Source organism: Aeromonas rivipollensis (genome assembly GCF_037811135.1).
GTDB classification, from domain to species: Bacteria; Pseudomonadota; Gammaproteobacteria; order Enterobacterales; family Aeromonadaceae; genus Aeromonas; species Aeromonas rivipollensis.
In genome coordinates this window covers 1,585,358-1,609,192 of sequence record NZ_CP149130.1, presented here as the reverse complement: position 1 = coordinate 1,609,192, position 23,835 = coordinate 1,585,358, and the positions used below count along the sequence as shown (strand labels likewise).

The following is a 23,835-nucleotide window of genomic DNA, read 5'->3' as shown; positions in this document are numbered from 1 at the left end:
GCAACCGGCACGCACCGGTCGCTGTCGACAAGAAAACAGCAATTTGATTGACGAGTAACAGGCAGGAAATGACGCCGTCCGGCGTGTCTTCATCCCCACGTACCAGCTTTAGCACTGCATAACGTATCCGGCACGCCGGAAGCCACTTGGGTTGACACCTTAATCCGATGAAAACTGTCCTGATCTTGGGCGTCTCTGGACGTCGTGAGATCAGTGGCCTGTGTTTATGCAGGAGCCTCGCCTAACGAGATGCTGCGAAAAATGCGCGCCACCTGGGTGGTGCGGGCGGCATCATCTGTCCGGGGCCTCCCCGAGTCAAGGCCATTGGGCTGCTGGCAACGGGTTGTTACAAATTGGAGGGGGAAAGGGGCAGGAGGAGAGCGGACTCCCCCTGTCCGGGGGAGCCAGCCATCAGCGGATGTAATCGAACAGGGTCAGCTTGCTTATCTTGCCGAAGGCGAGCTGGGAGGCGCTCATGGCCGCATCCTCCTTGGAGAGCGCCGCAATCACCTCGTACATGTCCGCCTCGGAGACCTTGGCCCGAGCCTGCTGGTTCAGGGTGCTGAGGCCATCGTTCGACCCCATCACCTGCTCCAGGCTGTTCATCCGGCCACCCAGCTCGCCGAGCCCCCTGTCTATCTTGGTCCTGGCGTTGTTCATGTGGGTGGTGGCGTCCGCCACCGCCAGCTGGAAGCCGTCAGCCGAGAGGCTGGGGTCGCGCAGGGCAGTGAGGAAATCGGACATGCCGTTGAGCACGCTGTCGTTCTTCGGCTTGTCCAGCACGAAGGTCTGATCCGCCCCCCCAGCCGGCAGGTCCAGGGTCAGCTCCAGCCCGTTGAAGGTGATCTTGTTGCCCGCGCTGTAGTCCCCGTCCTGGATCAGGCCACCGCCGCTGTCCCGGATCTCGTACCTGTCCGGCGGGCCCACCTGAGTGCTCACCGTGAACTGGTTGCTGGCAAGGGAGGCGTCGTAATTGTTGCGATAGAAGCTCTCGAAATTCCCCTGATCCCCCACCCCTACCTTGATGTTGGCGCTGGTGCCACTGGCGGTGCGCCGGGTCGCCACCATCTCGAACAGATCGAAGCCGGAGTCATTGGCCGGGATCTGCACCGTGGAGGAGACCTGGATGCTGCGCTGCCCGGTGTCCCCCTGGAACACATAGTTGCCGCTGGCATCTTTCACGAAGGGCTGGGTCTTGCTCTGATTGCCGCCGAAGATGAACTCCCCCTGGGAGTTCTTGCTGTTCATCAGATCGAACATCTGCTTCTGCAGCCCCTCCAGTTCGCTCGCGATGGCGTTGCGCTCCTCCGAGCCCATGGCCGAGCTGTTCGCCTTCTGGATCAGGGTCTGGGCGCTCAGCATGGCGTTGTTGAGGGAGGTGAGCACCGTCTCCTCGTGGCCCAGGCTGTTCTCCAGCAGGCTGCCGTTGACGCCGTATTGCTTGAAGAGATCGATCTCCTTGGTCAGCGCCAACTTCTGGCTCATGCCGGAGGGATCCTCCCCCGCCCGGGAGAACTTGTCCCCCGAGATCAGCTGCTCATAGGCGGTATTCTGGCGCTCGCTGACCTTGCCCATGGAGGCAAGGTTGCGGTCATAGATCATGTTGGTGGTGATGCGCATGACTTACCTCACGGAAGACAACAGGGTATCGAAGATGGTCTTGGCGGTATTGACTATCTGGGCCGAGGCGGCATAGGACTGCTGGAAGCGGATGAGGTTGGCCGCTTCCTCCTCCAGGTTGACCCCGGAGACGCTCTCGAAGATGCCGGTGCTCTGGGTCAGCTTGGCCTCATTGGCCTGCAGCAGCGTCTTGGCCTGGCTGGCCTTGTTACCCACCCCGGTCACCAGGGCGCTGTAGGCGTCGTTGAAGGTCATCTTGTCGTTGCTGGTGGCGGCGTTGTTGTTCTTGCGCACCAGCTCCTTGTTCTGCAGCTCCGCCAGCGCCAGCCCGTTGCCGTTGTCGGCAAAGCCATCCTTGTTGTAGCTCAGGGTGAAGCTGTCGTTTGCCTCCACCTTGCCGGTGATGCTGAAGTCGTAGCCCGGGGTCAGGGCCGGCACTATGGGCGTCCCCAGCGGCAGCTCGAGGGCGGACATCAGGTTCTGCCCCTTGCTGGAGGCTGGAGCCACCCCGAGCAGGTTGTTGTTCTTGTCATAGACCTCGTAGTTGCCGCTGCCGTCGATCTTGATGACCTGGGGAGCGCTCGGATCCAGGGTGTTGGTGCCAAAGCCCGACCCCGTCCCTGTGTTGTAGACACTGTTCACCTTGATCTCGCCCGAGCCCAGGTTCTGGGAATTCTTGTCCGCCTTGATGGGGGATGCCAGGGCAATGTCTTCCGGCCTGGTGGCGGCCTGATCCATGCCGGCGGCGGCGTGCTTGGTGGGTTGCAGCACTATCTTGTCGCCCCCGACCGGGGTGCCGGACAGGTCGATCTCGATGCCGTGCCCCGCCACCTCGAACTTGGCGGGGGGGGTGGTGCCGGTCGCCACCGAGGTCCGCTGGCCAGAGCCGTCGATGGAGAAGACCTCATAACCGGTGGCGCTGTTGAACTGCACTTCGTAATCGAAGGTGGTCACCTCTGACCCCTTGCCGGGCACGAAGTTGACGCTGGCCGCCCCGCTGCCCTGGTTGCCGGCATAGGGGAGCCCCTTGCTCCCCTTGAGGGAGAAGAGATCCCCCCCCAGCTCGTTGTCCAGATCCATGCCGAGGCGGTTTTGCTGGTTCATGGCATCGGCCATGGCGACCGCCAGCTGGCCCAGCTCCCGCTTGGCGGGCTCCAGATCGTTGCGCGCCGTGAAGAGGCCGCCGATGGCGCCCCCCAGATCCTTGTCATTGATGTTGGCCTGGTTGGCCCCCAGGGTGAGTTGCAGCCTCGCATCCCGGGAGTCCGGGCTGCCCGGCACCACCTTGAACTGGGCCACGCCGCCGTCCAGCACCAGGGAGTGCCCCGTGCTCATGTTGACCAGCATGCTGCCGTTGGGCTGGGTCACGGTGCGGACTTCCATCTTCTCGGAGAGCTGGCGGATCGCCTCGTCACGCTGGTCGAACAGCATCAGGTTCTCCTCCGGCGAGCCTTGGGTCCGGACTATGGCCTGGTTCAGATCGTTGATGCTGTTGAGCAGGCTGTTCACCCTGTCCGTCTCGTCCCCTATGGTGGAGTTGATGGTGTCGCTCTGCTTGTCGAGCTGGGCGGAGAGGGTGTGGAAGCGATCAACCATGCCGCTGAGCTCGCTCAGGGTGGTCTTGCGCCCCCCCACTTCCGCCGGCGATTCGTTGGCGGTGTGGAAGGCCTTGAAATAGGAGGTGATGGTGGTGCCGACGCTGTTGCTGGCGTCCCCCAGCAGGCTGTCGAGCTGGAACAGCTGATCGTAGCGCGAGCCTGCGGCATGGTAGGCGGAGGTATCGCGGCGCACCTCAGCCTGGGCATAGGCGTTGATGACCCGTTCGCTCACCATGTCGCCCGTGCCCAATCCGACGGAATTGGTGTAGATCAGGGTGCGTTCACGTACATAGCCCTGGCTGTTGACGTTCACTATGTTGTTACTGGTGGTCTGCAGCAGTCGCTGCTGGGCCAATACACCCGAAGTCCCGATTCCAAGCAGATCGCTTGCCATAGCTTACAGCTCCATCTCTGTGTTCCTGGTCGCAGCGTTGCCGGGCATCGAGTAGCCGGCGATGGCATCACTGCGCAACACTTGTTTAAGTTTCCTGGCGTATTGAGGATCGGTGGCATAACCGGCCTGCTGCAGCGCCTCGAAGTAGCCATCCGGGCTGTCCACCTTGGCCAGCGCCCCCTTGTAGCGGGTCCCCGAGGTCAGGAAGTCCACATAGTCGTTGAAGCTCTCTTCAAACGACTCGTAGGAGCGGAACGCGGCCTTCTGGCGCGACGCCACCCCTTGCTCGTACTCCAGGGTGCTCACCACGGCCTTGGGCCCTTCCCAGCGGGGATCGGCCTTGATGCCGAACAGGTTGTGGCTCATCTGCCCTTCCCCATCCTTGATCACCCGCTTGCCCCAGCCGCTCTCAAGGGCGGCCTGGGCCACCAGCACCGCCGGACTCAGTCCCAGCTTGTCCGCCGCCTTCTTGGCCAGCGGCATCAGGCGCTCGACGAACTCCTCCGGACTGTCGAACACCTTGGCGCTCTCATCCAGGGCCGAGGCCCGCGGGCTGCTGCCCATGGGAGGCACGGTGCGATGGGGGCGCCTGGGCAGGTGCAACGGAGACTCGGCCCCAGCCAGCTCACCCTTCATCTCGCTCTTCATTTCGTTATCAGCAAAATCTTTGCCAACTTTGGAGGCCGCGATCAGATCGTTGGAGGCACTGGGGGCTTCATAGGGTTTGTAGACCCGCTCGGTGCGCTGGGGCAGCTTGAGAACCCGGCCGTCGTTATGGGTGAAGGTCTTCTCGGGAGAGAACTGCTTGGCCACCATCTCGGCGATGCCAAGCCCCCCCTTGCTCGACATATCGGAGACCCGCTGCTCATCCAGCATCCCCTCGTAGAACTGGGTGTAGCTGCTGTTCATAGGGTTGTCCTGGGTCAGCACCGAGTTGGCCTGGCGCATCCCCTTGAACAGGGTCTGGGTGAAGATGGACTCGAACTGGCGGGCCGCCGCCATCAATGCCTCTTGCTTCCCTTCCTTGCTGTGGCTCATCTGGCGCAGCTTGTCCAGGTTCTGAACGTCCTGCACCATGCCAAGATTGATACCACTCTGGGTGTCGAACTCTGCCATAACCTTCCTCTTTGCCGCCCGTGGCAACCTCTTGCCGCTCAAGAAATGACTGTATTACCTATTGGCTCTCTGGGCTGGCTGCTGCGCCAGCCCAGAACGCGCCAGGACAGCCTGTTACAAGATGACCAGCTGTCCCTGAATGGCGCCCGCCTGCTGCAGGGCCTCCAGGATCGCCATCAGATCCCCCGGGGCTATCCCCACCTGATTCACCGCCCGCACCAGGTCGTCCAGGGTCGCCCCCGTGTCGAGCTTGAACATGCGCCCCGGATCCTGCTGCACGTTGATGGTGGAGTTGTTGGTGACCGCGGTCTGCCCCCCCGCCAGCGGATTGGGCTGGGAGACCTGCTGGTTCTCGGCGATGGTGACCGTCAGGCCCCCATGGCTGATGGCGGCGGGCCGCAACTTGACCTCGCTGCCGATGACGATGGTGCCGGTGCGCGAGTTGACGATGATCTTGGCGGACTCGGTGGCCGGATCCACTTCCAGGTTTTCGATGGTCGCGAGGTAGGCGACCCGCTGGCTCGGATCCCGCGGGGCAAACACCTTGATGGAGGTGGCGTCCAGCGCCTGGGCGGTGTTGGGGCCCACCAGATCGTTGACCACGTCGGCTACCCGGCGGGCTGTGGTGAAGTCGGGCCGGTTCAGGTTGAAGGTGATGGTGTCCCCCTGGGAGAAGGAATTCGGCACTTCACGCTCCACTGTCGCCCCGTTGGCGATGCGCCCCACTGTCGGGGTATTGACCACCACCTTGGAGCCATCCGCCCCCTCGGCCCCGAGACCACCGACCACCAGACTGCCCTGGGCCACCGCATAGACGCGGCCGTCCAATCCCTTGAGGAAGGTCTGGAGCAGGGTGCCGCCCCGCAGGCTCTTCGCCTCGCCGATGGCGGAGACGGTGACGTCTATGGTCTGGCCCGGCTTGGAGAAGGGGGGCAGATCGGCGTGGATGGCGACCGGCGCTACGTCCTTGATCTTGGGCTTGATGTTGTCCGGCACCTTGATGCCGAAGTTGTTGAGCATGGTCCTGAAGGTCTGCTCGGTGAAGGCGTTGTTCTTCTCGCCCGTGCCGGGCAGGCCCACCACCAGACCGTAGCCGATCAACTGGTTGCTGCGCACCCCTTCCACCGAGCTGAGATCCTTGATGCGGGAGGCGTGCGCCAGCCCGAGCGGCAAGATACAGCACAGCAGGCCGAGCAAACGGAGTCGGTTCATGACATCTCCTAACTAAACCATTCCGGCCCCGGGTCGCCACTGACGACCCGGGTCCCGAGTATTAAATGGGCCACCAGGGACCGTTGAAGAAGCTGGTCAGCCACCCCTGTTCCTGGGTGTTGGCCAGATCGCCGGTGCCGCCGTAATGGATGCGCGCGTTGGCGACCCGCTGGGACGAGACGCTGTTCTCCGAACTCACGTCCTCCGGGCGCACCAGGCCGGTGATGCGGATGTATTCGTTGCCGTTGTTGAGCATGATCCACTTCTCGCCGCGCACCAGCAGGTTGCCGTTCGGCAATACCTTGACCACGCTGACCGAGATGTTGCCCTGCAGGCTGTTGCTCTGATCCGCCTTGGCCTGGCCCTTGAACGCACTGCTCTGGCCGATGGAAGCCGACAGATCATAGGCGCCAGCAGTGACCGGCACCCCGCCCAGAGTGACGGGCTCCAGCTCCATCTTGTTGTCCTTGCCGCTCTGGGTATTGGCCTTCTTCGACGCCGAGGTCGATTCCGCCAGCTCGATGGTGATGATGTCACCCACTCTATGAGCCTTGATGTCCGAGTAGATGCCGTTGACCTGCTCGGGCTGGAAGATGGCCCCGGTGGGGCGCACCGACACCGGCTCCGACTCGCCATACACGGGGGCGAATTCGGGGTCGTCGGGTCTGGCGGTATTGGGGGTGCTGGTACAGCCTGCCAGTGTCAGCAGGCCCAGCATCCATAGGGCTTTCATCATGGGCCTCCGCTTATGTTTCAGGATTAGGTGCGCTGGGTCAGGAAGGACATCATCGAGTCTACTGCCGAGATGACCTTGGAGTTCATCTCATAGACCCGCTGGGCCTGGATCAGGTTCACCAGCTCCTCGGTCACGTTGACGTTGGAGGTCTCCAGCATCCCCTGCTTGATCACCCCCAGCCCGTCCGCACCGGCCGTGCCCTGGATGGGGGCACCGCTCGACTGGGTCTCGAGGAACAAGTTCTCCCCCATGGGTTGCAGGCCGGTCGGGTTGACGAAGTCGGTGGTGTTGATCTGGCCCACCACCTGGGACTGACCATCCCCCTTGAGCTGCACCGACACCTGGCCATCCTCCCCCACCGTCACGCTCTGGGCGTTCTCGGGGATCTGGATCTCCGGCTGCAGCGGGTAGCCGTTGCCCGGCGTCACTATGGTGCCCTCGTCATTGAGGGTGAACTGGCCGTTGCGGGTGTAGGCCGCGCTGCCGTCCGGCAGCTGGATCTCGAAGTAGCCGCGGCCACTTATCATCAGATCCAGGGAGTTGTCCGTGGTCTGGACATTGCCCTGGCTGTGGTTTTTCTGGGTGGCGACCACCTTGGCCCCCGCCCCCAGCATCAGGCCGGAGGGCAGCTCGGTATCCGCCGAAGAGCGACCACCAGGCTGGTTGATGTTCTGATAGAGCAGATCCTCGAAGATGGCGCGGGCCTTCTTGTAGCCCACAGTGCTGGCGTTCGCCAGGTTGTTCGAGGTGACCGAAATGTTGGTCTGCTGGGCATCGAGGCCGGTCTTGCTGATCCAGAGTGCAGGATTCATTTAATACTCCTTGATTAGCTGATACGCAGCAGCTGGGTTTGGGCCTCGTCATTCTCCTCGGCGGTCTTCATGATCTTGACCTGAGTTTCGAACTGACGTTGCAAGCGAATAAGGTTGGTCATCTCGTCGACCACGTTGACGTTGCTCCCCTCGAGGGCGCCAGCCAGCAGGCCGACCTCGGCAGAGGCGGCTTCCTTCTGACCATCCTTGCGGCGAAACAGGCCATCCTGGCCCTTCTCCACCGCATCGCTCGGGGGATTGACCAGCTTGATGCGCTGGAAATCCTCCGGCAGGTTGGCGGCGGCCCCCTCGGGGCGGCCGCTGATGGTGCCATCCCGGTTGATTTCGATCTTCTCCATGGGCAGCGGCAGCACTATGGGCTGGCCCGCGTCATCCACCACGTTGAGCCCGGTGGAGGTCTGCAGATTGCCGGTGGCATTGAGCTGCAGGTTACCCATGCGGGTATAGGCCTCTGCCCCATTGGGATCCTGCACTGCAATCCAGCCCGGGCCGTCAACGGCGACGTCAAGATCCCGCCCCGTGGTCTGCAGCAGGCCGTGCTGCAGGTTCTGACCCGGCCGCTCCGTCATGGCAAACACCCGGGACGGCAGCCCTTCGCCAAACGCCTGCATGCTGCGTGCCTGCTCGAAGTCAGACTTGAAGCCGATGGTGTTGGCATTGGCCAGGTTGTTGCCACGCACAGCCAGGCTGTTCATGTTCTCCTTGGCCCCGGACATGGCGATATAAAGCAGGTGATCCATGGGATCCTCCGTCAAACAGATGACTCTCGCAGGAGAACTGCAAATTGAGTGCCAAGAGGAGTGGGAAGAGCAAAACAAAGGAGGAAAAAGCACCGCATCGGAAACGACAAGGGGCGCATGAGCGCCCCTTGTCACCGCGAAAAACCTTAGCGGATCTGCAGTATGTTCTGCTGCAGTGAGCTGTTCACTTCCAGCGAACGGGAGTTCGCCTGGAAGTTGCGCTGGGCGGTGATGAGGTCCACCAGCTCAGTGGTCAGATCCACGTTGGACTGCTCCAGGGCCGACGACTTGATGGAGCCGAAGGTGCCGGAGTTCGGGGTGCCCGGCAGGGCATCACCGGAGAGCAGGGACTGGCGCCAGGAGGTGTCCCCCACCTGGGTCAGCCCCTGGGAGTTGGCGAACTTGGCCATGGCCACCATGGCCACCTTGACGGTGGTGGCATTGCTGTAGGTCGCCGAGACGATACCGTCCGCCCCGATCTCGACCTTGGTCAACCGGCCGACGGTGGAGCCATCCTGGGTCAATTTGTTGACCTCGAACGGCGAGGCGTACTGGGTCACGGTGCCGAGTTTCAGCTCTATATCCTGGGTGCCATCGGCGCCATTGGTGATGACGCCGGCGCCCGGAGTGCCCAGCGGCTCGGTCTTGATGATGGCCGGCGTGGTGGGGGTCTGCATCTTGCCGGAGGCATCGAAGGTGACGCGAGCACTCAGGGGCGCCTGGCTGACGCCGGTGGCCATGGTAGTGGCAGCACCGCCCACGACGTCGATGGGCTTGTCCCCTTCATACATGTACATGCGCCAGGCCGTCGGGCTAGCAGGCTGGGTCAGGTTCGCAGGATCCGCCTCTTTGACGAAGTACTGGGTAATGGTGTGCGGCTCCCCCAGGGAGTCGTAGACCACGACGGAAGTAGAGGAGGAGTAGGTGCTCGAATCCTTGGGGTCGAACTTGGAGGCATCGGCGGCGCCATTGCCCGCCGCCAGCGGCGAGGCGGTGGACGGCAGGTTGAAGCTGGCCTCTATCTTGGAAGTCTGGACCGGCTCACCGGCCCTGTCCGGGATCTGGATGGGCTTGGTCGCGTTGATGCTCACCGCCTTGGGGGTGCCGTCGGCGTTGATCTCGTACCCCTGCAGGTACCCGCCGGAGTTGCTGACCATGTAGCTGCTTTCGTTGAGCTTGAAGGCGCCGGAGCGGGTGTAGCTGCGATCCAGGTTGGTCAGGCCATCGGAAGTCACGAAGAAGCCGTTGCCCTGGATGGCGAGATCCAGCGCGTTGTTGGTGAATTGCAGCGCCCCCTGATGGAACTGCTGCGCCACCGCTCCCGTCGCCACCCCGTTGCCGACCTGGGTCTTGGCGTTGACGAAGATGGAATTGGCGTAGACGTCGGCGAACTCGGCGCGGGACTCCTTGAAGCCGGTGGTATTGACGTTGGCAATGTTGTTCGCGGTGACGTTCAGGTCTTTTTGAGCCGCATTGATGCCGCTGAGGGCATTGTTGAATGACATGTCTTTCTCCTTAGATCACTGCGTTAGGGGTCGGGGTCGGCGTCGTAGTCGACTTGCCGGTCGTCCCGCCAATTTCCAATACATCGGTCAGATAGATGCCACCCAGTCCCTTGAGCTTGAGGGTGCTGGGGTTGGTGCTGGTACCCAGAGTGACGCTCTCCACCTTGGCATAGGTCAGGGCCGGCACGCTCTCGGACTTGCCATTGACGGTGGCGTGCGCCTCTATCGAATACTTCCCGCTCTTGACGGCATTGCCCGACTTGTCCTTGCCATCCCACTCGAAGGCCACGTTCCCCTTCTGAGCCCCTTCGATGGAGAACTCCTTGATCACCTGACCGCTTTCGTCCTTCACCGTCACCTTGACGTTGCTGCCACCGTCCCCGGTGGCGATGACGCCGGAGAGGGTGCTCCCCTTCTCCAGATAGCCGGTGTTAGAGGGAATGAGCACATTCTGGCCCACCAGGGCCGAGGCCTGCAGCGCCTGGCTGGAGGTCATCAGGCTGTTGAGGCTCTCCATCTGGGTGGAGAGGCTGCTGATCCCCTGGGACGTCGACATCGAGGTCATCTGGGAGAGCATCTGGGCGTTGTCCACCGGCTTGAACGGATCCTGGTAGGAGAGCTGCATGGTCAACAGCTTCAGGAAGGACTCCTGATCCAGCTCCTTCTTCTGGGTCGGGGTGTTGGTGGTATTGGTCTGGGCGGACGACGTCCGGTTGACCCCCAGCAGGCTGTCATAGGTATCTGCCACTTATGATTCCCCCTCTGTCCGGGTTTGCCGGGCGCCGTACAGGTCGAACCCATGGTCGCGGCCATGCAGGCCGTCACTGATCGCTGTCATCTGGGTTCACCTCTATCAGGACTTGCCGAGGCCGAGCGTCTGCTGCAGCATCTTCTTCGCCGCATCCGCCACCTGGACGTTGGTCTGGTAACTGCGGGAGGCGGCTATCATGTCCGCCATCTCCTCCACCATGTTGACGTTGGGCTTGAAGATGAAGCCATCCTTGTCCGCCATGGGGTGATTCGGGTTGTACTCCTTGAGCAGCGGCGCATCGCTCTCGACTATGCCCTTCACATCCACCCCCACCGAGGCCTGCTTGTCTGACATGGCCTGATCCAGCTGGGCGGCAAAGACTGGCCGCCTGGCATGGTAAGTTTTTTCCACGCTGGAGCTGACGCTGTCGGCGTTGGCCATGTTGCTGGCCACCGTATTGAGGCGGACGGACTGCGCGCTCATGGCAGAGCCTGCAATGTCAAAGACCTTGAACAAACTCATTACTGATCTCCTTTCAACGCCTTGAGCAGGCCGCTTATCTTGCTATTCATGAATTCGAGGGAAGCCTGGTACTCGAGGCTGTTGCGCAGGAACTCGCTGCGCTCCTGTTGCACATCCACCGTATTGCCGTCACCGGTATCCGGTTGCAGGGGGTTGCGATACTGGGTCGACCCGGGGGCATCCATCTGCAAGGCGAAATGCTTCTCGCTGGTGGTGGACAGCCCGAACCCTTGCTGGCTCTGGGCATCCTGCAACGCCTGGGAGAAGTTGATGTCCCGGGCCTTGAAGCCCGGCGTATCCGCGTTGGCGATGTTGCTCGATAACACCTCCGCACGCTTGGCGCGAACGCTCAGCGTGTACTGGTGAACACCGAATGCCTTGTCGAATGAAATTGCCATAGCGCACCTCCTGCTTCACGAATGTTTAGCAAGAGGTGTGCCAAAGAGGGACGAGGGGGAGTTATTTGACCTTGTAGACGATGCCGGGGTTGCAGCGGATCATCTCGAACTTGTCGGTGAGGCCCGCCAGGGACTCCGAGGCCCCCAGCATCAGATAGCCGCCCGGATTGAGGCTGCTGGCGAACTGGTTGAGGATCTTGGACTTCACCTCTGGCGCAAAGTAGATGAGCACGTTGCGGCAGAAGATGATGTCAAACTTGCCGAGCAGGCTGTAGCTCTCCAGCAGATTCAGGGGCCGGAAGCTGGTCAATTTTCTGACACGCTCCGATACCCGCATCTTGTTGTCGCCGCAGGGCTCAAAGAACAGCCGCTTGCGCTCGGGTGACAGGCCGCGAGCCAGTGCCAGGCTGTCATAGACCCCTTCCTTGCACTGGTTGAGCATGGTGCTGGAGATGTCGGTCCCCACTATCTGCACCCCGCCCGGCAAGGTGCCTGGGCGTTTGACCTGCTGCTCCAGCGCCGTCATGGCGATGGAGTAAGGCTCCTGCCCGGAGGAGGAGGCCGCAGACCAGATCTTGATGGGACGACCACTCTTGCCGAGCTCGGGGAAGATCTTGTCACTCAGCAGCTGGAACGGGTAGGTATCGCGAAACCACAGGGTTTCATTGGTGGTCATGGCATCGACCACGGCCATCTTGAGCTCCCGTTCACGCACGTTCATCGCCCGGGTCACCAGTTCAGACAGACTCTCGATACCAAACTGAGTCATCAAGGGCGACAGACGGCTCTTGACCAGATACTGTTTGTTGTCACCCAGCACTATGCCGCTCTGCTGCGCCAGAAAATTGCTGAATTGCCTGTATAAGTCGTCCGAAAGTGTCTTCATGCAGTTGTTCTTCTTTATTAGAGAGCGCCTTGTACGGCCTTGGCCAATTCATCAGGCTGGAATTTGGCAATGAAGTTGTTCGCACCAACTTTCTGCACCATGGCCTGATTGAACACCCCACTGAGGGATGTGTGCAGGATAACATGCAAATCCTTGAGGTTGGGATTGTTGCGGATCTCGGCGGTGAAGGTGTAGCCATCCATCTCCGGCATCTCGATGTCGGAGATGACCAGGGCAATCTGATCGAGGATGGGGCCCTGCTTGGCCATCTCCAGCAGCATGTTGAGGGCCTCCCGTCCATCCTTGGCCAGCACGCACTGCACTCCTATGGCCTCCAGCGCCCGCTGTACCTGCTTGCGCGCCACCGAAGAGTCGTCGGCGACCAGCACAGGACGGCCATGGGGATTGCGCTCCACGCTTGCTTCCACCAGCTCGGCACTCACCTCGGTGGAGACCGGCGAGATCTCGTTGAGAATGCGCTCCACATCCAGGATCTCCACCAGCTCGCCATCCACCTCGGTCACCGCCGTCATGTAGTTGATGCGACCGGCGCCCTTGGGGGGCGGCAGTATGGACTCCCAGTTCATGTTGATGATGCGCTCGACCGAATGGACCAGGAACCCCTGAACGGATCTGTTGTACTCGGAGATGATGATGAAGCACTTGGAGATGTCCTGGATGGGGCGCTTGCCCATCGCCATGCTGAGATCGATCACCGAGATGGTCTGGCCGCGAATGTGCGCCACACCGCGAATGCAGGAGTTGAGCTTGGGCATGACGGTCAAGGGAGGGCACTGCAGCACCTCACGTACCTTGAATACGTTGATGCCAAATCTTTGACGTCCGTTGAGACGAAACAGCAGCAGCTCCAACCGGTTTTGTCCCACCAGCTGGGTCCGTTGGTTGACCGAGTCCAGAATACTCGCCATAAACACTCCCTAAAAAAACGCTTGGCACTGATCGTGCATGTTGTGTGTGCATGCACATTGGCTTGCATCAGACTATCGATGTCTCGACAACCGAAATCTGCAGCAAGCATAGTTAACTGCGATGGTGTTCGTGAACAACTTATCGACCGGTAAGCAAAAATGATTAATAGACTTTTCCTCATCTTACTGCCGTTTTGCAGCCTCTCTCACGCCATGGCATCCGAGGTGACCGACTATCTGCAGGAGCAGGCACAGACATTCGTCCTCGACCAGTTGGATGTCCCCCTCGACGCCCAGGCCGAGGTGACCGCCGGTACCATAGATGAGCGCCTCCCCCTGAACCACTGCGAAGAGGGGCTGACTATCTCCCTCCCGGCCAAGATGGAGATCCGCCGCAACACCACCGTCTACCTCAAGTGCGAGGGAGAGAAACCCTGGGATCTCTACCTCCCGGTGCGGGTCAGCATCCAGAAACCCTATGTCACAGTCGCGGTCCCCGTGGCCAAGGGGGACATACTGAGCGAATCCATGCTGACCCTGGCCTACCAGGATCAGACCCTGATCCGCGGTGACTATCTCACCGACCCGGCCTCCCTCATCGGGGTGCGCAGCAAGCGTGAACTCAAGCCGGGCCAGCCAATCAGGCTCACCCAGGTCTGCGTGGTCTGCAAGGGGGACCAGGTCACCCTGAGTGCGGAAAACAGCAGCATGCAGATCAAAACCATGGCCCGAGCCTTGCAAGATGGCAGCTTCGGAGACATGATCAGGCTCGTCAACATTCGTTCGGGCAGAGCGGTGCAGGGCCAGGTGAGTGCCGTCGGCTCTGTGGTGGTCACATTCTGACTGCTTTATTAATGCAGCAATTTTTTTCTAAAGTTCTGACCGCCGTCACCGATAAACAGGTAAGCGAACAGCAAAGCAGACGAAGGTAAACCGTATGGCTATCAACAATATCAACAACTTGGCAAACAGCCGGTTGCAAAACAGTGGGACCAGTCAGGGTGTAGCCACCAAGTCCGCGACCTCTGCCGAGAGCAATCGCGCGGCGACCGTCAAGACCGACTCTGTCTCCTTGACCAGTGAGGCGCAGCAATTGCAACAGATGCAGAAGACCCTCAACACCGCCTCTACCGGTAACGAGAGCCGCGTCGAGAGCCTGAAGAAGGCCGTGGCCAGTGGGGAATACAAGGTCAACAGCGAAGCAGTGGCCAGGAAGATGTTCAGCTTCGAAGCGGATCTGGACAAACGGCTGGGATGATGGAACTGCCTTCGCTGCTGCACGCCCAGGACGACAACCTCTCCCAGATGCAAGGTTTGCTGGCAGAGGAGTTTGACCTGCTCAAGGCACACCGGGCTCTGGCCTTGCCAGCGCTGGCCGAGCGCAAGCAGCAACTGCTTGAGGCCATCGAGACCCTTGACAAGACATTGGCCGAGCTGCCTGACCTGCAGCAACAACTCGGCGCCTTCCCGATCCAGTTGCAGGCCCTGCAAGCCAAGCTGGAAGCCTGTCAGGAGCAGAACAACCTCAACGGTCGGTTGCTCGAGCTCAGCATCATCTCCAATCGCCGCCTGGCGAGTTTTCTCAGCAAGTTGCGAGACAGCAACTCCCTGACCTATGACGCCAAGGGCAACACCCGCTCGGGCACCCGCTCCCTGGGGATCAAGGCCTAATTCTCTCTCCTTCCCTTGATGCCCTGCTGTCAGAGCACCAGTTCCATCATCCTTGCCCCGTCGCGGCAGGCATGAATGCTCATGACGCCATCCTCATACCGGCCATAGCTGGCCGCCCATTCTCCCCTCGGAAAACAGATGGATCCCGGGTTCACCAGCACCAGTACCCCTTCTTGCCGCTCTTCTCGTCGTAATATGGGCAGGTGGGTATGGCCGCTGATGAAGAGGCTGCCCGCCGGCAGGGGCACCGCCTCGGGCTCATAGAGATGACCATGGCTGACGAACCAGCGCCGCCCGTCCACCAGCAACTGGTTGTAGGGTGCCGTGATGGGGAAGTGCAGCAGCATCTGATCCACTTCAGAATCGCAGTTGCCCCGCACCGCCATGATCCGGGGGGCCAGCTGGTTGAGCCGCGCCGCCACGGCGGCAGGATCATAACCCGCCGGCACCGGATTGCGCGGGCCGTGATTGAGCAGGTCCCCCAGCAACAGATAGTGATCCGGCTGCCAGGGGGCAAGCTGCGCCAGCACCTGCTCCAGGGCAGGCAGGCTGCCGTGCAGGTCGGAAATGATGGCTATCTTCATCGCACACTCCTCATGGCTGGCTGAAGTAGAGATCCTTGGTGGCGATGGCCCCCTTCAGGTTGCTGCTCGGCAAGCCGCGCAGGGCGGGGTCCACCAGCCTCATCTGGTTGTAGTGATAGACGGGGATGACGGGCATCTCCTCCATCAGCAGCTGTTCGGCCTTGCGGTAGAGTCCGGTCCGGGCGGCACCATCCAGGGTATCCGCGGCCTGCTGCAACAGGCCATCAAAGGCCGGGTTGCAGTAGCCGCTCTCGTTCTGGGGATCCTGACAGCGGAAACTGCCCAGCATGGACGAGGGCTCGACATAGTCACCAAACAAGAAGGAGCGAGCCAACATGAAGTCGCCGCTGTCCTTGGCCACCTGATAGGCATTCCACTCCATGTTGTCGAGGCTGACCTCCACCCCCAGCGGCTTCCACATGGCCGCGACCGCCAGGGCCAGCTTCTTGTGGTTCTCCGAGGTGTTGTAGGTCAGGGTCAGCTTGAGGGGGTGGGCACTGTTGTAGCCCGCCTCCGTCAGCAGGGCGGCAGCCCTGGCCAGACGGGTCGGCATGTCCTCCAGGGCCAGCGCCGAACCCAGCTCTTCGTAATCCGGCATGCCGGGCAGCAGGGACCAGGCCGGCCGCTCCCCCTGACCGCTCACCTTCTCGGTCAGCAGGCGGCGATCTATGGCCATGGAGAGCGCCTGACGCACCCGCACATCCTGCAGCTCGGGGCGGCGCAGGTTGAAGGTATAGAGGTAGGTGCCCAGCAGCGGCAGGCCCCAGATCCGCTCCGGGGTCTCTTCCATGGTCTTCTGGTAATACTCCAGCGCGACCTTGTTGGTGAGCTGGATCTCCCCCGCCTCGTAGCGCAACCGCTCCGCGTGCTGGGAAGCCAGGGGCAGATAGGTCACCCGCTGGATCCGGGTGTGGGCATCATCCCAGTACTGGGGATTGCGCTCGGCTTCGATACGCTCGTTCGGCACCCAGTTCACCAGCCGGTAGGGGCCATTGCTGACCAGCTTGCCAGGCTGGGTCCACTGCTTGCCAAACTGGGTGATGGCCCGCTCGTTGACCGGCACGAAGGGGCGCTGGCTGATGAGCTGCAGAAAGTAGGGCACGGGCCGCTCCAGGGTTACCTTGAGGATCTGATCGCTCTCGGCCTCCACCCCCAGGGCATCGAGATCGAGGGCACCGGCATAGATGGACTGGGCGTTGTTGATGCCGGTTGCCAGCAAGAGACCGGCGGAGGGCGAGGCCTGTGCCGGGCTCAGCAGACGCCGCCAGGCGTAGACGAAATCCCGGGCGGTGAGCGGCTCGCCGTTGGACCACTTGAGCTGCGGACGCAGGAAGAAGCGCCACACCAGGCCATCCTCGCGCGTCTCCCAGCGCTGGGCCTGCGCCGGCACTATCCTGCCCTGCCCATCCTCGCTGACCAGCCCTTCGAACAAATCCACCAGCACCACCTCCCCCGGGAAACCGGAGCGGATCTGGGCAGGGTCGAGGGACTCGGGTTCGGCGCCGTTGCCCTTGACCAGGGTCTGCCTGTCAGAGAGCGCAGGCTGCTGCATCACTGTGGTCGCCTGCAACGGCGGTGCCAGCATCAGTCCGAGCAGCAAGGGAGAGAGCCAGCGACGGGCTGGCCGGGCGGCGAAACGGTAAAGCATGACATCAACCTCGTTCAATTCACTTTATTTCAAGAAGGGGGAAGGCCGGCGGCGCGCCTTAAAACGAATGCATGATGCCGCGCTTGTTATCCCCGAAGACGCCCCGTATTGTATCGGGCTTGCCCGGCAGATGGAGTCTTTCGGGCTATTTTTTTCAGGGGATTCTTCCCAAATATTGGCCATGGGTGCGCAGGATAGCCTGACGGCCCCCTCGACTCGCCTCGCCTCGCATGAAGGTCAGTCAGGCCGCCATGGCGCCCGATGCTGGCATCCGCCCGGCTGATTTTCACCGTTTCAGGGGTCTTTATGGGGTATGAGTGGCTGGCGCTGGCTGCCGCCAGTTTATGGGCAGTCGCAGCCCTGATTTCCGTCAAACCGGCACGCCATCTGGGGGCCTTTGCCTACAGCCGCTGGCGGATGTTTCTGGTCAGCCTGATGCTGGCCAGCGCCAGCCTGATCACGGGGGGCTGGCAGACACTCACCGAGAGCGCCCTGCCACTGCTGGCGTTGTCGGGGCTCATCGGCATCTTCGTCGGTGACACAGCCCTGTTCGCCTGCATGAACCGGCTGGGGCCCAGGCGCAGCGGCCTGCTGTTCTCCTGCCATGCGCTCTTCTCCGCCCTGCTCGGGCTCTGGCTGTTTGGGGAACAACTCGGTGGCTGGCGTCTGGTGGGGGCCTTGCTGGTGCTGGCCGGGGTCATGCTCGCCATTCTGTTCGGCCGCCGTGGCAACCCGCAGCAGGTCCAACAGCACAACGAGTGGGAGCAGGTGCGAGGCCACCTCGCCGTCGGCATCGCGCTCGGCCTGACCGCGGCCCTGTGTCAGAGCCTGGGGGCCATCATCGCCAAGCCGGTGATGATGGCTGGCAACGTGGACGCGGTGAGCGCCTCCGGCATCCGCATGGGGAGCGCCCTGCTGGCGCACTGTGCCTTGCGGGTGCTGCGGGTGCCGCTGGCCATGCCGCACAACCCCATCAACCGCCAGGTGCTCGGCATGATAGGCATCAACGGTTTCCTGGCGATGGCGCTGGGGATGACGCTCATCCTGGTCGCCCTGCGCCAGGGGGACGTGGGCATGGTGGCCATCCTCTCCTCCACCACCCCGGTCATACTGCTGCCCCTGCTGTGGTGGCACTCAGGGATGCGCCCTGCCCTGCCCGCCTGGGCCGGCGCCCTGCTGGCCACTCTGGGCACCGCCTTGGTGTTGGGAGCGGGGTAAGTCGGGGTTGATGTTGGGCTTCGCTCAGCACCAACCTACGCCCAATCCTCCGGAGCGTCCGAACAGGCTTCGCTATTCGAACCTACAAAATTCAATTGGTTCTGTCGATTCGATTAGTCGCGTCGCGGGGGAATCGGACACGGTAACATCATTGCGAACGTTCGCCGTCGGATGGCGTGATTAGAACCGGGCAACTTCCTCGGCAGTCAGCTCCCGGTATTCCCCCGGTGCCAGCTCGTCGTCCAGACAGAGCGCCCCGATCCGCTCACGATGCAGCCCTGTCACCTTGTTGCCGATGGCGGCAAACATCCGCTTCACCTGGTGGTACTTGCCCTCGTGAATGGTCAGCCTGGCCTCGCACTCCCCCAGGATCTCCAGCTGGGCGGGACGGGTCTTGTCGGTCTCGTTGCGCAGGTAGACGCCGTCTTCAAACAGCGAGATGGCCTCTTCGCTCACGGGGTCGGCCAGCCAGACGTGATAGGTCTTGGCACACTCGTGGCGCGGCGAGGTGATGCGGTGGGACCACTTGCCATCGTCGGTGATCAGCACCAGGCCTGTGGTATCGAGATCGAGCCGGCCCACCACGTGCAGCTTGCCCATGGCGGGCTCATCCAGCAGGTGGAAGACGGTGGCGTGATCGGGGTCCTCGTTGGAGCAAACATAGCCTTCCGGCTTGTGCAGCATGAAGTAGCGATTCTGCTGATTCAGGGTCAAGGTCACGCCATCAAACTCGATCAGGCTCTGCTCATTGATGTGGAAGGCGGGCTGCTTGACCAGGATACCGTCCACCATCACCTCCCCCTGACGGATCAGCTTGCCCGCCTGGGAACGGGTCAAATCGGAGCAATCGCAAAGAAATTTATCGAGCCGCATGCACAAAACCTCGGAATCCAACGTTATCAAGGGGCGTCATTATATAGGCCGTCCCCCACAACGCCAGCACTAAGGGAGAAGTTAGGCAGATGGTGCCTGACGCCATGATGTGCCAGTGATAGACTGCCGACAGAGCGCCGACACCACGCATAATAATAATCCCAGGAAGCCACCATGAAGTCGACTCAGCCTCATCCCGTCATCCCCGTCAACCAGTTGCAACCCGGCATGTACGTGCTAGCCATCGTCAGCCAGACCGGTGCCATGGAAATAGCCCAGACGGGGCTGGTGACCAACCGTCAGCAGGTGGATGCGCTGATCCGGCGCGGCGTGCTGACGGTGCGGGTGGATCTCGCCCGCAGCAAGCTGCCCGGGATAGAGCAGGTCGTCTCCCCGAGCCCGGCCCACAGCGCTGGCTCAGCGCGTCCCGCAGGCAGTGGCGAAGGGCGCGAGCTCAAGATCCGCCGTCTCTATCAGGAGGCGCGCGAGCTGCAGGGCAAGTTCATTCGCCACCTCAAGGCCGGAGAACCCATCGACATCACCCCGCTGGCGGCGGTCGCCGAGGAGATGGTGGACACCATGTTCACCCATGGCGACGCCATGCTCTGTCTGGCGCGGATCCGGGCCAAGGATGCCTACCTGATGGAACACTCCATGAACGTGGCCATACTGCTGGCGAATTTCGGGCGTTATCTCGGGCTTGAGCGCAACGTACTCAAGGAGCTGACCCTGGGTGGCCTGCTCCACGACGTGGGCAAGATCATGACCCCGGACGAGGTGCTCAACAAGCCGGGCAAGCTCACCGACGAGGAGTTTGGCGTGATGCGCCAGCACGTGGTGCACAGCTACGACATCCTCAGCAATACCGCCGGCATCACCCCCACCATGCTGGAGGTGGCCGCCAACCACCACGAGCGCCTCGATGGCACCGGCTATCCGCAGCGGCTCAAGGGGGATCAACTCTCCCTCTACACCCGCATGAGCGGCATCGTCGATGTCTACGATGCGGTGACGGCAGACAGGGTCTACAAGCAGGGGATGCAGCCGACCCAGGCGTTTCGCGTCCTGCTCAAAGGCATCAATCAGCACTTTGATGCCGAGCTGGTCACCAAGTTCATCAAGTGCATGGGGGTCTATCCGGTGGGCACCCTGGTGCAGCTCTCCAATCAGCGGCTGGCGGTCGTGATGCAGCGCAACGAACAGCAACCGCTCAAGCCGGTGGTCAAGGTGATCTATCACGCCACCCAGCGCCACTACCTCGAGGTGCAGTGGCTGGATCTCGCCAGAAACGGGGGGCAGGAGAGCATAGAGAGCACGGTCGATCCCAAGGAGTTTGGCATCAACCTGGCCAACTTCGTCTAGCGAGACCGGGACTCCGGTGCTTGCTCGCGGCAATAGCGGAGGAGGAACTCCTCATCCAGCGGGGAGAGATCGAAGCGGACGCAGGCCTCTTCGATGGCCCGGATGTCGTGTTCATGGTGTTCGCTGAGCCAGCGTACGGCGCGGCGCAGATCCTCACCATGGGGCAGCAGGGTATGGTCGCTCATGGTACACCTCCAGTCAGCCATAGAAACTCGCCCGTCACATCGGGCGCTCTCCTACTAGCTTAGTCCTCCCCCGACACGCCGCCCTCTCCTCCCGAACTACCCGGCGCGATCGCACGCCACCCCGCTTGCGGCTTGACGTCGACCACCCCATCGAGGGTATGCTCGTTTCCTTCCGGCGCCATCTCATGGCCCTGTTTCTCACACAAGGACGCTGTATGCAAGCCAAGGACAAGTGTCTGGCCGCCCTGGTCATTCTCTGCTGGGGACTCAACTTCGTGGCGATCAAATGGGGGCTGGAGGGCATACCGCCGCTGCTGCTGGGGGCGCTGCGCTTCGTCGGCGTTGTCTTCCCCGCCATCTTGCTGGTGCCCAGGCCCGCCATGCCCTGGCGCTGGCTGCTGGCCTATGGCGGTGCCATCAGCCTGGGGCAGTTTGCCTTCCTGTTCTGCGCCATGAAGTTCGGCATGCCGGCGGGCATGGCCTCCCTGGTGCTGCAATCCCAGGTGGTGTTCACCCTGCTGTTCGCCATGATCTGGCTGGGAGAGCGCTGGCAGCCCCACCACTGGGTGGCGCTGCCGCTGGCGGGGGCCGGCCTCTATCTCATCGCCACCCATGGCGAAGGCAACCTGACCCTGCTCGGCTTCGTGCTGACCCTGTGCGCCGCCGCCTGCTGGGGCCTTGGCAACGTCATCAATCGCCAGATTGGGCTGCGTTATCAGACCTCATTACCCAGCCTCATCGCCTGGGGCGGCCTGGTGCCCATACTGCCCTTCTTCGCGCTCTCCTGGCTGTTCGAGGGGCCCGATGTCATTGTCACCAGCCTGCTCAACTTCAGCTGGCAGGGGCTCTTGTGCGTACTCTATCTGTCGCTGGTCGCCACCTGGCTTGGCTACGGCCTCTGGGGGCGGTTGCTGATGCGCTATCCGGTAGCCCAGGTGGCACCACTCTCCCTGCTGGTGCCCTGCGTCGGCATGGTGGCGGCCGCCCTGCTGCTCGAAGAGCACCCCACGACCCTGCAGTGGCTGGGCTCGGGCCTGGTGCTGCTCGGCTTTGTGGTCCATCTGCTGGGCGGAAAAATGAGGCTGTTCAAGACACAAGCCGAACATTGACCTTGATGGGGAAACTTCCCATGATGAGACAGGCCCTCACGGGCCTCACCGCTTGACCCCGGCAGGACGCCAACCATCAGGAGAGCAAGGACATGCTGCACAGTTCACCCCCGGTCATCCCCACTTTGCCGCGTGTCATGCGAGTCGCGGCCATGATGATCCCCCTCTGCTGGAGCGCCTTCGGCTGGAGCGCCACCCTGCCGGCGGATCTCAAGTGGGAGAGCAACGACACAGACCCCGTCTATGCGGATCCAAAGGCCAAACGGGGCGGTACCTTCCGTGACTTCATGTCGAGCTTCCCGCTCACCTTGCGCAAGTACGGGCCCGACTCCAACGGTAGCTTCGCCGGTTACGTCCGTGAAACCAATCTGCCCCTGCTCGCCACCCATCCGGTGACCGGCAATCCAATGCCCATGCTGGCCAGCGCCTGGGCCTTCGGTGCCGATCACAAGACCCTCTATTTTCGCCTCAATCCCAAGGCCCGCTGGTCGGACGGCCAGCCCGTCACCGCCGATGACTGGCTCTTTACCCTCAAGATGATGCGCAGCAAGGAGATCAACGATCCCTGGTACAACAACTACTACAGCACCCAGATAAGCGAGGTGACCAGGTTCGACGATCACACCCTCGCCATCACCAGCGGCACCGAGAAGAGCCGGGAGGATTTGCTGGAATCCCTGCCGTTCAGCCCGGAACCGAGCCATGCCATCAAGCTCACGGCCAACTGGGTCAAGGAGTACAACTGGAAAGTGATGCCGGTCACCGGTGCCTACCAGATTGGCGAGCTGAAGAAGGGCAAGTCAGTCACCTTCAACCGGGTCAAGGATTGGTGGGGTGACGGAGAGCGCTACTTCCAGCACCGCTTCAACCCGGACCGGGTAGAGATCAAGGTGCTCAGGGATCAGAACATCGCCTGGCAGCACTTCCTGCGCGGCGATCTCGACACCTTCCCGCTGGTGATGCCCAATTGGTGGCACGACAAGAGCAAGACAGCCGAATTCGAGAAGGGCTATATCGAACGACTCTGGTTCTACAATCAGACCCCGCAGTCCCCCATGGGGCTTTACCTCAACACCGCCGACCCGCTGCTCAAGGATCTCAATGTGAGGCTCGGCATCCAGTACGCCCTCGCCCTCGACAAGATGATCGCCACCCTGCTGCGGGGAGACTACCAGCGCCTCAACAGCTACGGTTCGGGCCAGGGGGCCTTCACCAACACCGACATCAAGGCACGCCCCTTCGATCCCAGGCTCGCACGGGACTACTTCGCCAAGGCGGGCTTCACCAAGACGGGGCCGGATGGCATCTTGCAAAACGACAAGGGCCAGCCCCTCTCCCTCAGCATCACCTACACCACGGCGGAGCATGCCCAGCGCCTGACCCTGCTGCGGGAAGAGGCGAAGAAGGCGGGTCTCAATCTGGAGCTGAACCTGATGGATGCCTCCGCTGGCTTCAAATCCATGCTGGAGAAGAAACATCAGAGCGCCTGGATGGCCTGGAGCAGTGGCCGCTATCCCGCCTACTGGGAGCACTTCCACAAGGTCAACGCCAACAAGCCCCAGACCAATAACATCATGAACCTCGATGACGACGCCATCTCGGCCCTGGTGGAGCAATACGACAAGGCCTTCGACTTCGGCAAGAAGGCAGAACTCTCACGGCAGATCCAGCAGCGGCTCTATGAGCTGGCCAGTTTTGTCCCCGCCTATCAGGTCCCCTATACCCGGGCAGGCGCCTGGCGCTGGGTGAAATTGCCCAAGATCCCGGCGACGCCCCAGAGCGATCTGCTCTACTGGCCCCTGGATGGCGCCAACTCGGGCTACAGCTTCGGCGGCCTGCTCTGGATTGACGAGGAGCTGAAAGCGGAGACGAAAGCCGCCATCAAGCAGGGCAAGACCTTCCCTCCCGTCACCCTGATCGACACCCGCTATCAAAAGCCCTGAGC

General features: G+C 61.9%; 24 protein-coding genes and 1 riboswitch. Of the genes, 7 read left to right on the top strand and 17 right to left on the bottom strand.

Going from position 1 to position 23,835, the window contains the following annotated elements:
- Positions 1–86: 86 nt before the first annotated feature.
- Positions 87–256, bottom strand: a riboswitch (M-box (ykoK) riboswitch).
- Positions 257–411: 155 nt separating this feature from the next.
- The 13 genes from flgL to WIR04_RS07310 form a co-directional block, all read right to left on the bottom strand.
- Positions 412–1,620: a flagellar hook-associated protein FlgL gene (gene flgL, locus WIR04_RS07370; RefSeq protein WP_307764367.1), complete on the bottom strand. Its 1,209-nt coding sequence runs from the start codon at positions 1,618–1,620 to the stop codon at positions 412–414.
- A 3-nt stretch (positions 1,621–1,623) separates the two neighbouring features.
- On the bottom strand, positions 1,624–3,612 hold the full coding sequence (locus WIR04_RS07365) for a FlgK family flagellar hook-associated protein (RefSeq protein WP_307764366.1): 1,989 nt from the start codon (positions 3,610–3,612) through the stop codon (positions 1,624–1,626).
- A gap of 3 nt (positions 3,613–3,615) precedes the next feature.
- Positions 3,616–4,728: a flagellar assembly peptidoglycan hydrolase FlgJ gene (flgJ, locus tag WIR04_RS07360; RefSeq protein ID WP_025327533.1), complete on the bottom strand. Its 1,113-nt coding sequence runs from the start codon at positions 4,726–4,728 to the stop codon at positions 3,616–3,618.
- 114 nt (positions 4,729–4,842) lie between these two features.
- A complete protein-coding gene (locus WIR04_RS07355) occupies positions 4,843–5,940 on the bottom strand; it encodes a flagellar basal body P-ring protein FlgI (RefSeq protein ID WP_025327534.1) in 1,098 nt (365 codons plus the stop codon).
- Between the two features lie 61 nt (positions 5,941–6,001).
- Complete coding sequence (flgH, locus tag WIR04_RS07350; protein ID WP_025327535.1) at positions 6,002–6,673, bottom strand: flagellar basal body L-ring protein FlgH; 672 nt, start codon at positions 6,671–6,673, stop codon at positions 6,002–6,004.
- Positions 6,674–6,699: 26 nt separating this feature from the next.
- Complete coding sequence (gene flgG / locus WIR04_RS07345) at positions 6,700–7,488, bottom strand: flagellar basal-body rod protein FlgG (RefSeq protein ID WP_010675290.1); 789 nt, start codon at positions 7,486–7,488, stop codon at positions 6,700–6,702.
- Positions 7,489–7,502: 14 nt separating this feature from the next.
- Positions 7,503–8,249: a flagellar basal-body rod protein FlgF gene (gene flgF, locus WIR04_RS07340; RefSeq protein ID WP_025327536.1), complete on the bottom strand. Its 747-nt coding sequence runs from the start codon at positions 8,247–8,249 to the stop codon at positions 7,503–7,505.
- 146 nt (positions 8,250–8,395) lie between these two features.
- Positions 8,396–9,754, bottom strand: a complete 1,359-nt coding sequence (gene flgE, locus WIR04_RS07335; protein WP_025327537.1) for a flagellar hook protein FlgE — start codon at positions 9,752–9,754, stop codon at positions 8,396–8,398.
- 10 nt (positions 9,755–9,764) lie between these two features.
- Positions 9,765–10,502, bottom strand: coding sequence for a flagellar hook assembly protein FlgD (locus WIR04_RS07330; RefSeq protein ID WP_025327538.1), 738 nt, complete (start codon positions 10,500–10,502; stop codon positions 9,765–9,767).
- Positions 10,503–10,607: 105 nt separating this feature from the next.
- The gene (flgC, locus tag WIR04_RS07325) at positions 10,608–11,027 is read right to left on the bottom strand and encodes a flagellar basal body rod protein FlgC (RefSeq protein WP_005329775.1); all 420 of its coding nucleotides are present in this window, start codon (positions 11,025–11,027) and stop codon (positions 10,608–10,610) included.
- Positions 11,027–11,425 (bottom strand): flagellar basal body rod protein FlgB, encoded by a 399-nt coding sequence (gene flgB / locus WIR04_RS07320; RefSeq protein WP_025327539.1) that lies wholly within the window; start codon positions 11,423–11,425, stop codon positions 11,027–11,029. The genes flgC and flgB overlap by 1 nt, the downstream gene beginning before the upstream one ends.
- Positions 11,426–11,486: 61 nt before the next feature.
- Positions 11,487–12,311: a CheR family methyltransferase gene (locus tag WIR04_RS07315; protein WP_005329773.1), complete on the bottom strand. Its 825-nt coding sequence runs from the start codon at positions 12,309–12,311 to the stop codon at positions 11,487–11,489.
- 17 nt (positions 12,312–12,328) lie between these two features.
- Positions 12,329–13,240, bottom strand: a complete 912-nt coding sequence (locus tag WIR04_RS07310) for a chemotaxis protein CheV (protein ID WP_025327540.1) — start codon at positions 13,238–13,240, stop codon at positions 12,329–12,331.
- 237 nt (positions 13,241–13,477) lie between these two features.
- On the opposite strand from WIR04_RS07310, the gene flgA reads away from it, so the two are divergent.
- The 3 genes from flgA to WIR04_RS07295 all read left to right on the top strand — a co-directional run bounded on the left by flgA (position 13,478) and on the right by WIR04_RS07295 (position 14,911).
- On the top strand, positions 13,478–14,083 hold the full coding sequence (gene flgA, locus WIR04_RS07305) for a flagellar basal body P-ring formation chaperone FlgA (protein WP_025327541.1): 606 nt from the start codon (positions 13,478–13,480) through the stop codon (positions 14,081–14,083).
- 94 nt (positions 14,084–14,177) lie between these two features.
- Positions 14,178–14,498, top strand: a complete 321-nt coding sequence (flgM, locus tag WIR04_RS07300) for a flagellar biosynthesis anti-sigma factor FlgM (protein WP_025327542.1) — start codon at positions 14,178–14,180, stop codon at positions 14,496–14,498.
- A complete protein-coding gene (locus WIR04_RS07295; RefSeq protein WP_338891589.1) occupies positions 14,495–14,911 on the top strand; it encodes a flagellar protein FlgN in 417 nt (138 codons plus the stop codon). The genes flgM and WIR04_RS07295 overlap by 4 nt, the downstream gene beginning before the upstream one ends.
- Positions 14,912–14,940: 29 nt before the next feature.
- On the opposite strand, the gene yfcE is transcribed toward WIR04_RS07295, so the two are convergent.
- Together yfcE and WIR04_RS07285 are read right to left on the bottom strand one after the other, a co-directional pair.
- Positions 14,941–15,495, bottom strand: coding sequence for a phosphodiesterase (gene yfcE / locus WIR04_RS07290; RefSeq protein ID WP_338891588.1), 555 nt, complete (start codon positions 15,493–15,495; stop codon positions 14,941–14,943).
- 10 nt (positions 15,496–15,505) lie between these two features.
- Complete coding sequence (locus tag WIR04_RS07285) at positions 15,506–17,143, bottom strand: peptide ABC transporter substrate-binding protein (protein ID WP_338891586.1); 1,638 nt, start codon at positions 17,141–17,143, stop codon at positions 15,506–15,508.
- Between the two features lie 306 nt (positions 17,144–17,449).
- Here WIR04_RS07285 and WIR04_RS07280 point away from each other — a divergent pair, with 306 nt between their 5' ends.
- Positions 17,450–18,361: a DMT family transporter gene (locus tag WIR04_RS07280; RefSeq protein WP_338892487.1), complete on the top strand. Its 912-nt coding sequence runs from the start codon at positions 17,450–17,452 to the stop codon at positions 18,359–18,361.
- Positions 18,362–18,541: 180 nt separating this feature from the next.
- Here WIR04_RS07280 and rsuA read toward each other — a convergent pair whose 3' ends face one another.
- A complete protein-coding gene (rsuA, locus tag WIR04_RS07275; protein WP_338891584.1) occupies positions 18,542–19,234 on the bottom strand; it encodes a 16S rRNA pseudouridine(516) synthase RsuA in 693 nt (230 codons plus the stop codon).
- A gap of 174 nt (positions 19,235–19,408) precedes the next feature.
- On the opposite strand from rsuA, the gene WIR04_RS07270 reads away from it, so the two are divergent.
- Positions 19,409–20,596, top strand: coding sequence for an HD-GYP domain-containing protein (locus WIR04_RS07270; protein ID WP_338891582.1), 1,188 nt, complete (start codon positions 19,409–19,411; stop codon positions 20,594–20,596).
- On the opposite strand, the gene WIR04_RS07265 is transcribed toward WIR04_RS07270, so the two are convergent.
- Positions 20,593–20,781 carry a hypothetical protein gene (locus tag WIR04_RS07265; protein WP_025327549.1) on the bottom strand — a complete coding sequence of 63 codons (189 nt, stop codon included), beginning with the start codon at positions 20,779–20,781 and terminating at the stop codon, positions 20,593–20,595. The two genes, WIR04_RS07270 and WIR04_RS07265, sit on opposite strands and share 4 nt — an antisense overlap.
- A 215-nt stretch (positions 20,782–20,996) precedes the next feature.
- On the opposite strand from WIR04_RS07265, the gene WIR04_RS07260 reads away from it, so the two are divergent.
- Both WIR04_RS07260 and WIR04_RS07255 read left to right on the top strand, forming a co-directional pair.
- A complete protein-coding gene (locus WIR04_RS07260; RefSeq protein ID WP_338891580.1) occupies positions 20,997–21,890 on the top strand; it encodes an EamA family transporter in 894 nt (297 codons plus the stop codon).
- A gap of 137 nt (positions 21,891–22,027) precedes the next feature.
- Positions 22,028–23,833 carry an extracellular solute-binding protein gene (locus tag WIR04_RS07255; protein ID WP_420883458.1) on the top strand — a complete coding sequence of 602 codons (1,806 nt, stop codon included), beginning with the start codon at positions 22,028–22,030 and terminating at the stop codon, positions 23,831–23,833.
- Positions 23,834–23,835: the final 2 nt, after the last annotated feature.

Bases quoted from the DNA above. Each gene is read 5' to 3' on its own strand.
- flgL (WP_307764367.1), bottom strand. From the start codon at position 1,620: ATGCGCATCACCACCAACATGATCTATGACCGCAACCTTGCCTCCATG.
- WIR04_RS07365 (WP_307764366.1), bottom strand. From the start codon at position 3,612: ATGGCAAGCGATCTGCTTGGAATCGGGACTTCGGGTGTATTGGCCCAG.
- flgJ (WP_025327533.1), bottom strand. From the start codon at position 4,728: ATGGCAGAGTTCGACACCCAGAGTGGTATCAATCTTGGCATGGTGCAG.
- WIR04_RS07355 (WP_025327534.1), bottom strand. From the start codon at position 5,940: ATGAACCGACTCCGTTTGCTCGGCCTGCTGTGCTGTATCTTGCCGCTC.
- flgH (WP_025327535.1), bottom strand. From the start codon at position 6,673: ATGAAAGCCCTATGGATGCTGGGCCTGCTGACACTGGCAGGCTGTACC.
- flgG (WP_010675290.1), bottom strand. From the start codon at position 7,488: ATGAATCCTGCACTCTGGATCAGCAAGACCGGCCTCGATGCCCAGCAG.
- flgF (WP_025327536.1), bottom strand. From the start codon at position 8,249: ATGGATCACCTGCTTTATATCGCCATGTCCGGGGCCAAGGAGAACATG.
- flgE (WP_025327537.1), bottom strand. From the start codon at position 9,754: ATGTCATTCAACAATGCCCTCAGCGGCATCAATGCGGCTCAAAAAGAC.
- flgC (WP_005329775.1), bottom strand. From the start codon at position 11,027: ATGAGTTTGTTCAAGGTCTTTGACATTGCAGGCTCTGCCATGAGCGCG.
- flgB (WP_025327539.1), bottom strand. From the start codon at position 11,425: ATGGCAATTTCATTCGACAAGGCATTCGGTGTTCACCAGTACACGCTG.
- WIR04_RS07315 (WP_005329773.1), bottom strand. From the start codon at position 12,311: ATGAAGACACTTTCGGACGACTTATACAGGCAATTCAGCAATTTTCTG.
- WIR04_RS07310 (WP_025327540.1), bottom strand. From the start codon at position 13,240: ATGGCGAGTATTCTGGACTCGGTCAACCAACGGACCCAGCTGGTGGGA.
- flgM (WP_025327542.1), top strand. From the start codon at position 14,178: ATGGCTATCAACAATATCAACAACTTGGCAAACAGCCGGTTGCAAAAC.
- WIR04_RS07295 (WP_338891589.1), top strand. From the start codon at position 14,495: ATGATGGAACTGCCTTCGCTGCTGCACGCCCAGGACGACAACCTCTCC.
- yfcE (WP_338891588.1), bottom strand. From the start codon at position 15,495: ATGAAGATAGCCATCATTTCCGACCTGCACGGCAGCCTGCCTGCCCTG.
- WIR04_RS07285 (WP_338891586.1), bottom strand. From the start codon at position 17,143: ATGCTTTACCGTTTCGCCGCCCGGCCAGCCCGTCGCTGGCTCTCTCCC.
- WIR04_RS07280 (WP_338892487.1), top strand. From the start codon at position 17,450: ATGGGGTATGAGTGGCTGGCGCTGGCTGCCGCCAGTTTATGGGCAGTC.
- rsuA (WP_338891584.1), bottom strand. From the start codon at position 19,234: ATGCGGCTCGATAAATTTCTTTGCGATTGCTCCGATTTGACCCGTTCC.
- WIR04_RS07270 (WP_338891582.1), top strand. From the start codon at position 19,409: ATGAAGTCGACTCAGCCTCATCCCGTCATCCCCGTCAACCAGTTGCAA.
- WIR04_RS07265 (WP_025327549.1), bottom strand. From the start codon at position 20,781: ATGAGCGACCATACCCTGCTGCCCCATGGTGAGGATCTGCGCCGCGCC.
- WIR04_RS07260 (WP_338891580.1), top strand. From the start codon at position 20,997: ATGCAAGCCAAGGACAAGTGTCTGGCCGCCCTGGTCATTCTCTGCTGG.
- WIR04_RS07255 (WP_420883458.1), top strand. From the start codon at position 22,028: ATGCGAGTCGCGGCCATGATGATCCCCCTCTGCTGGAGCGCCTTCGGC.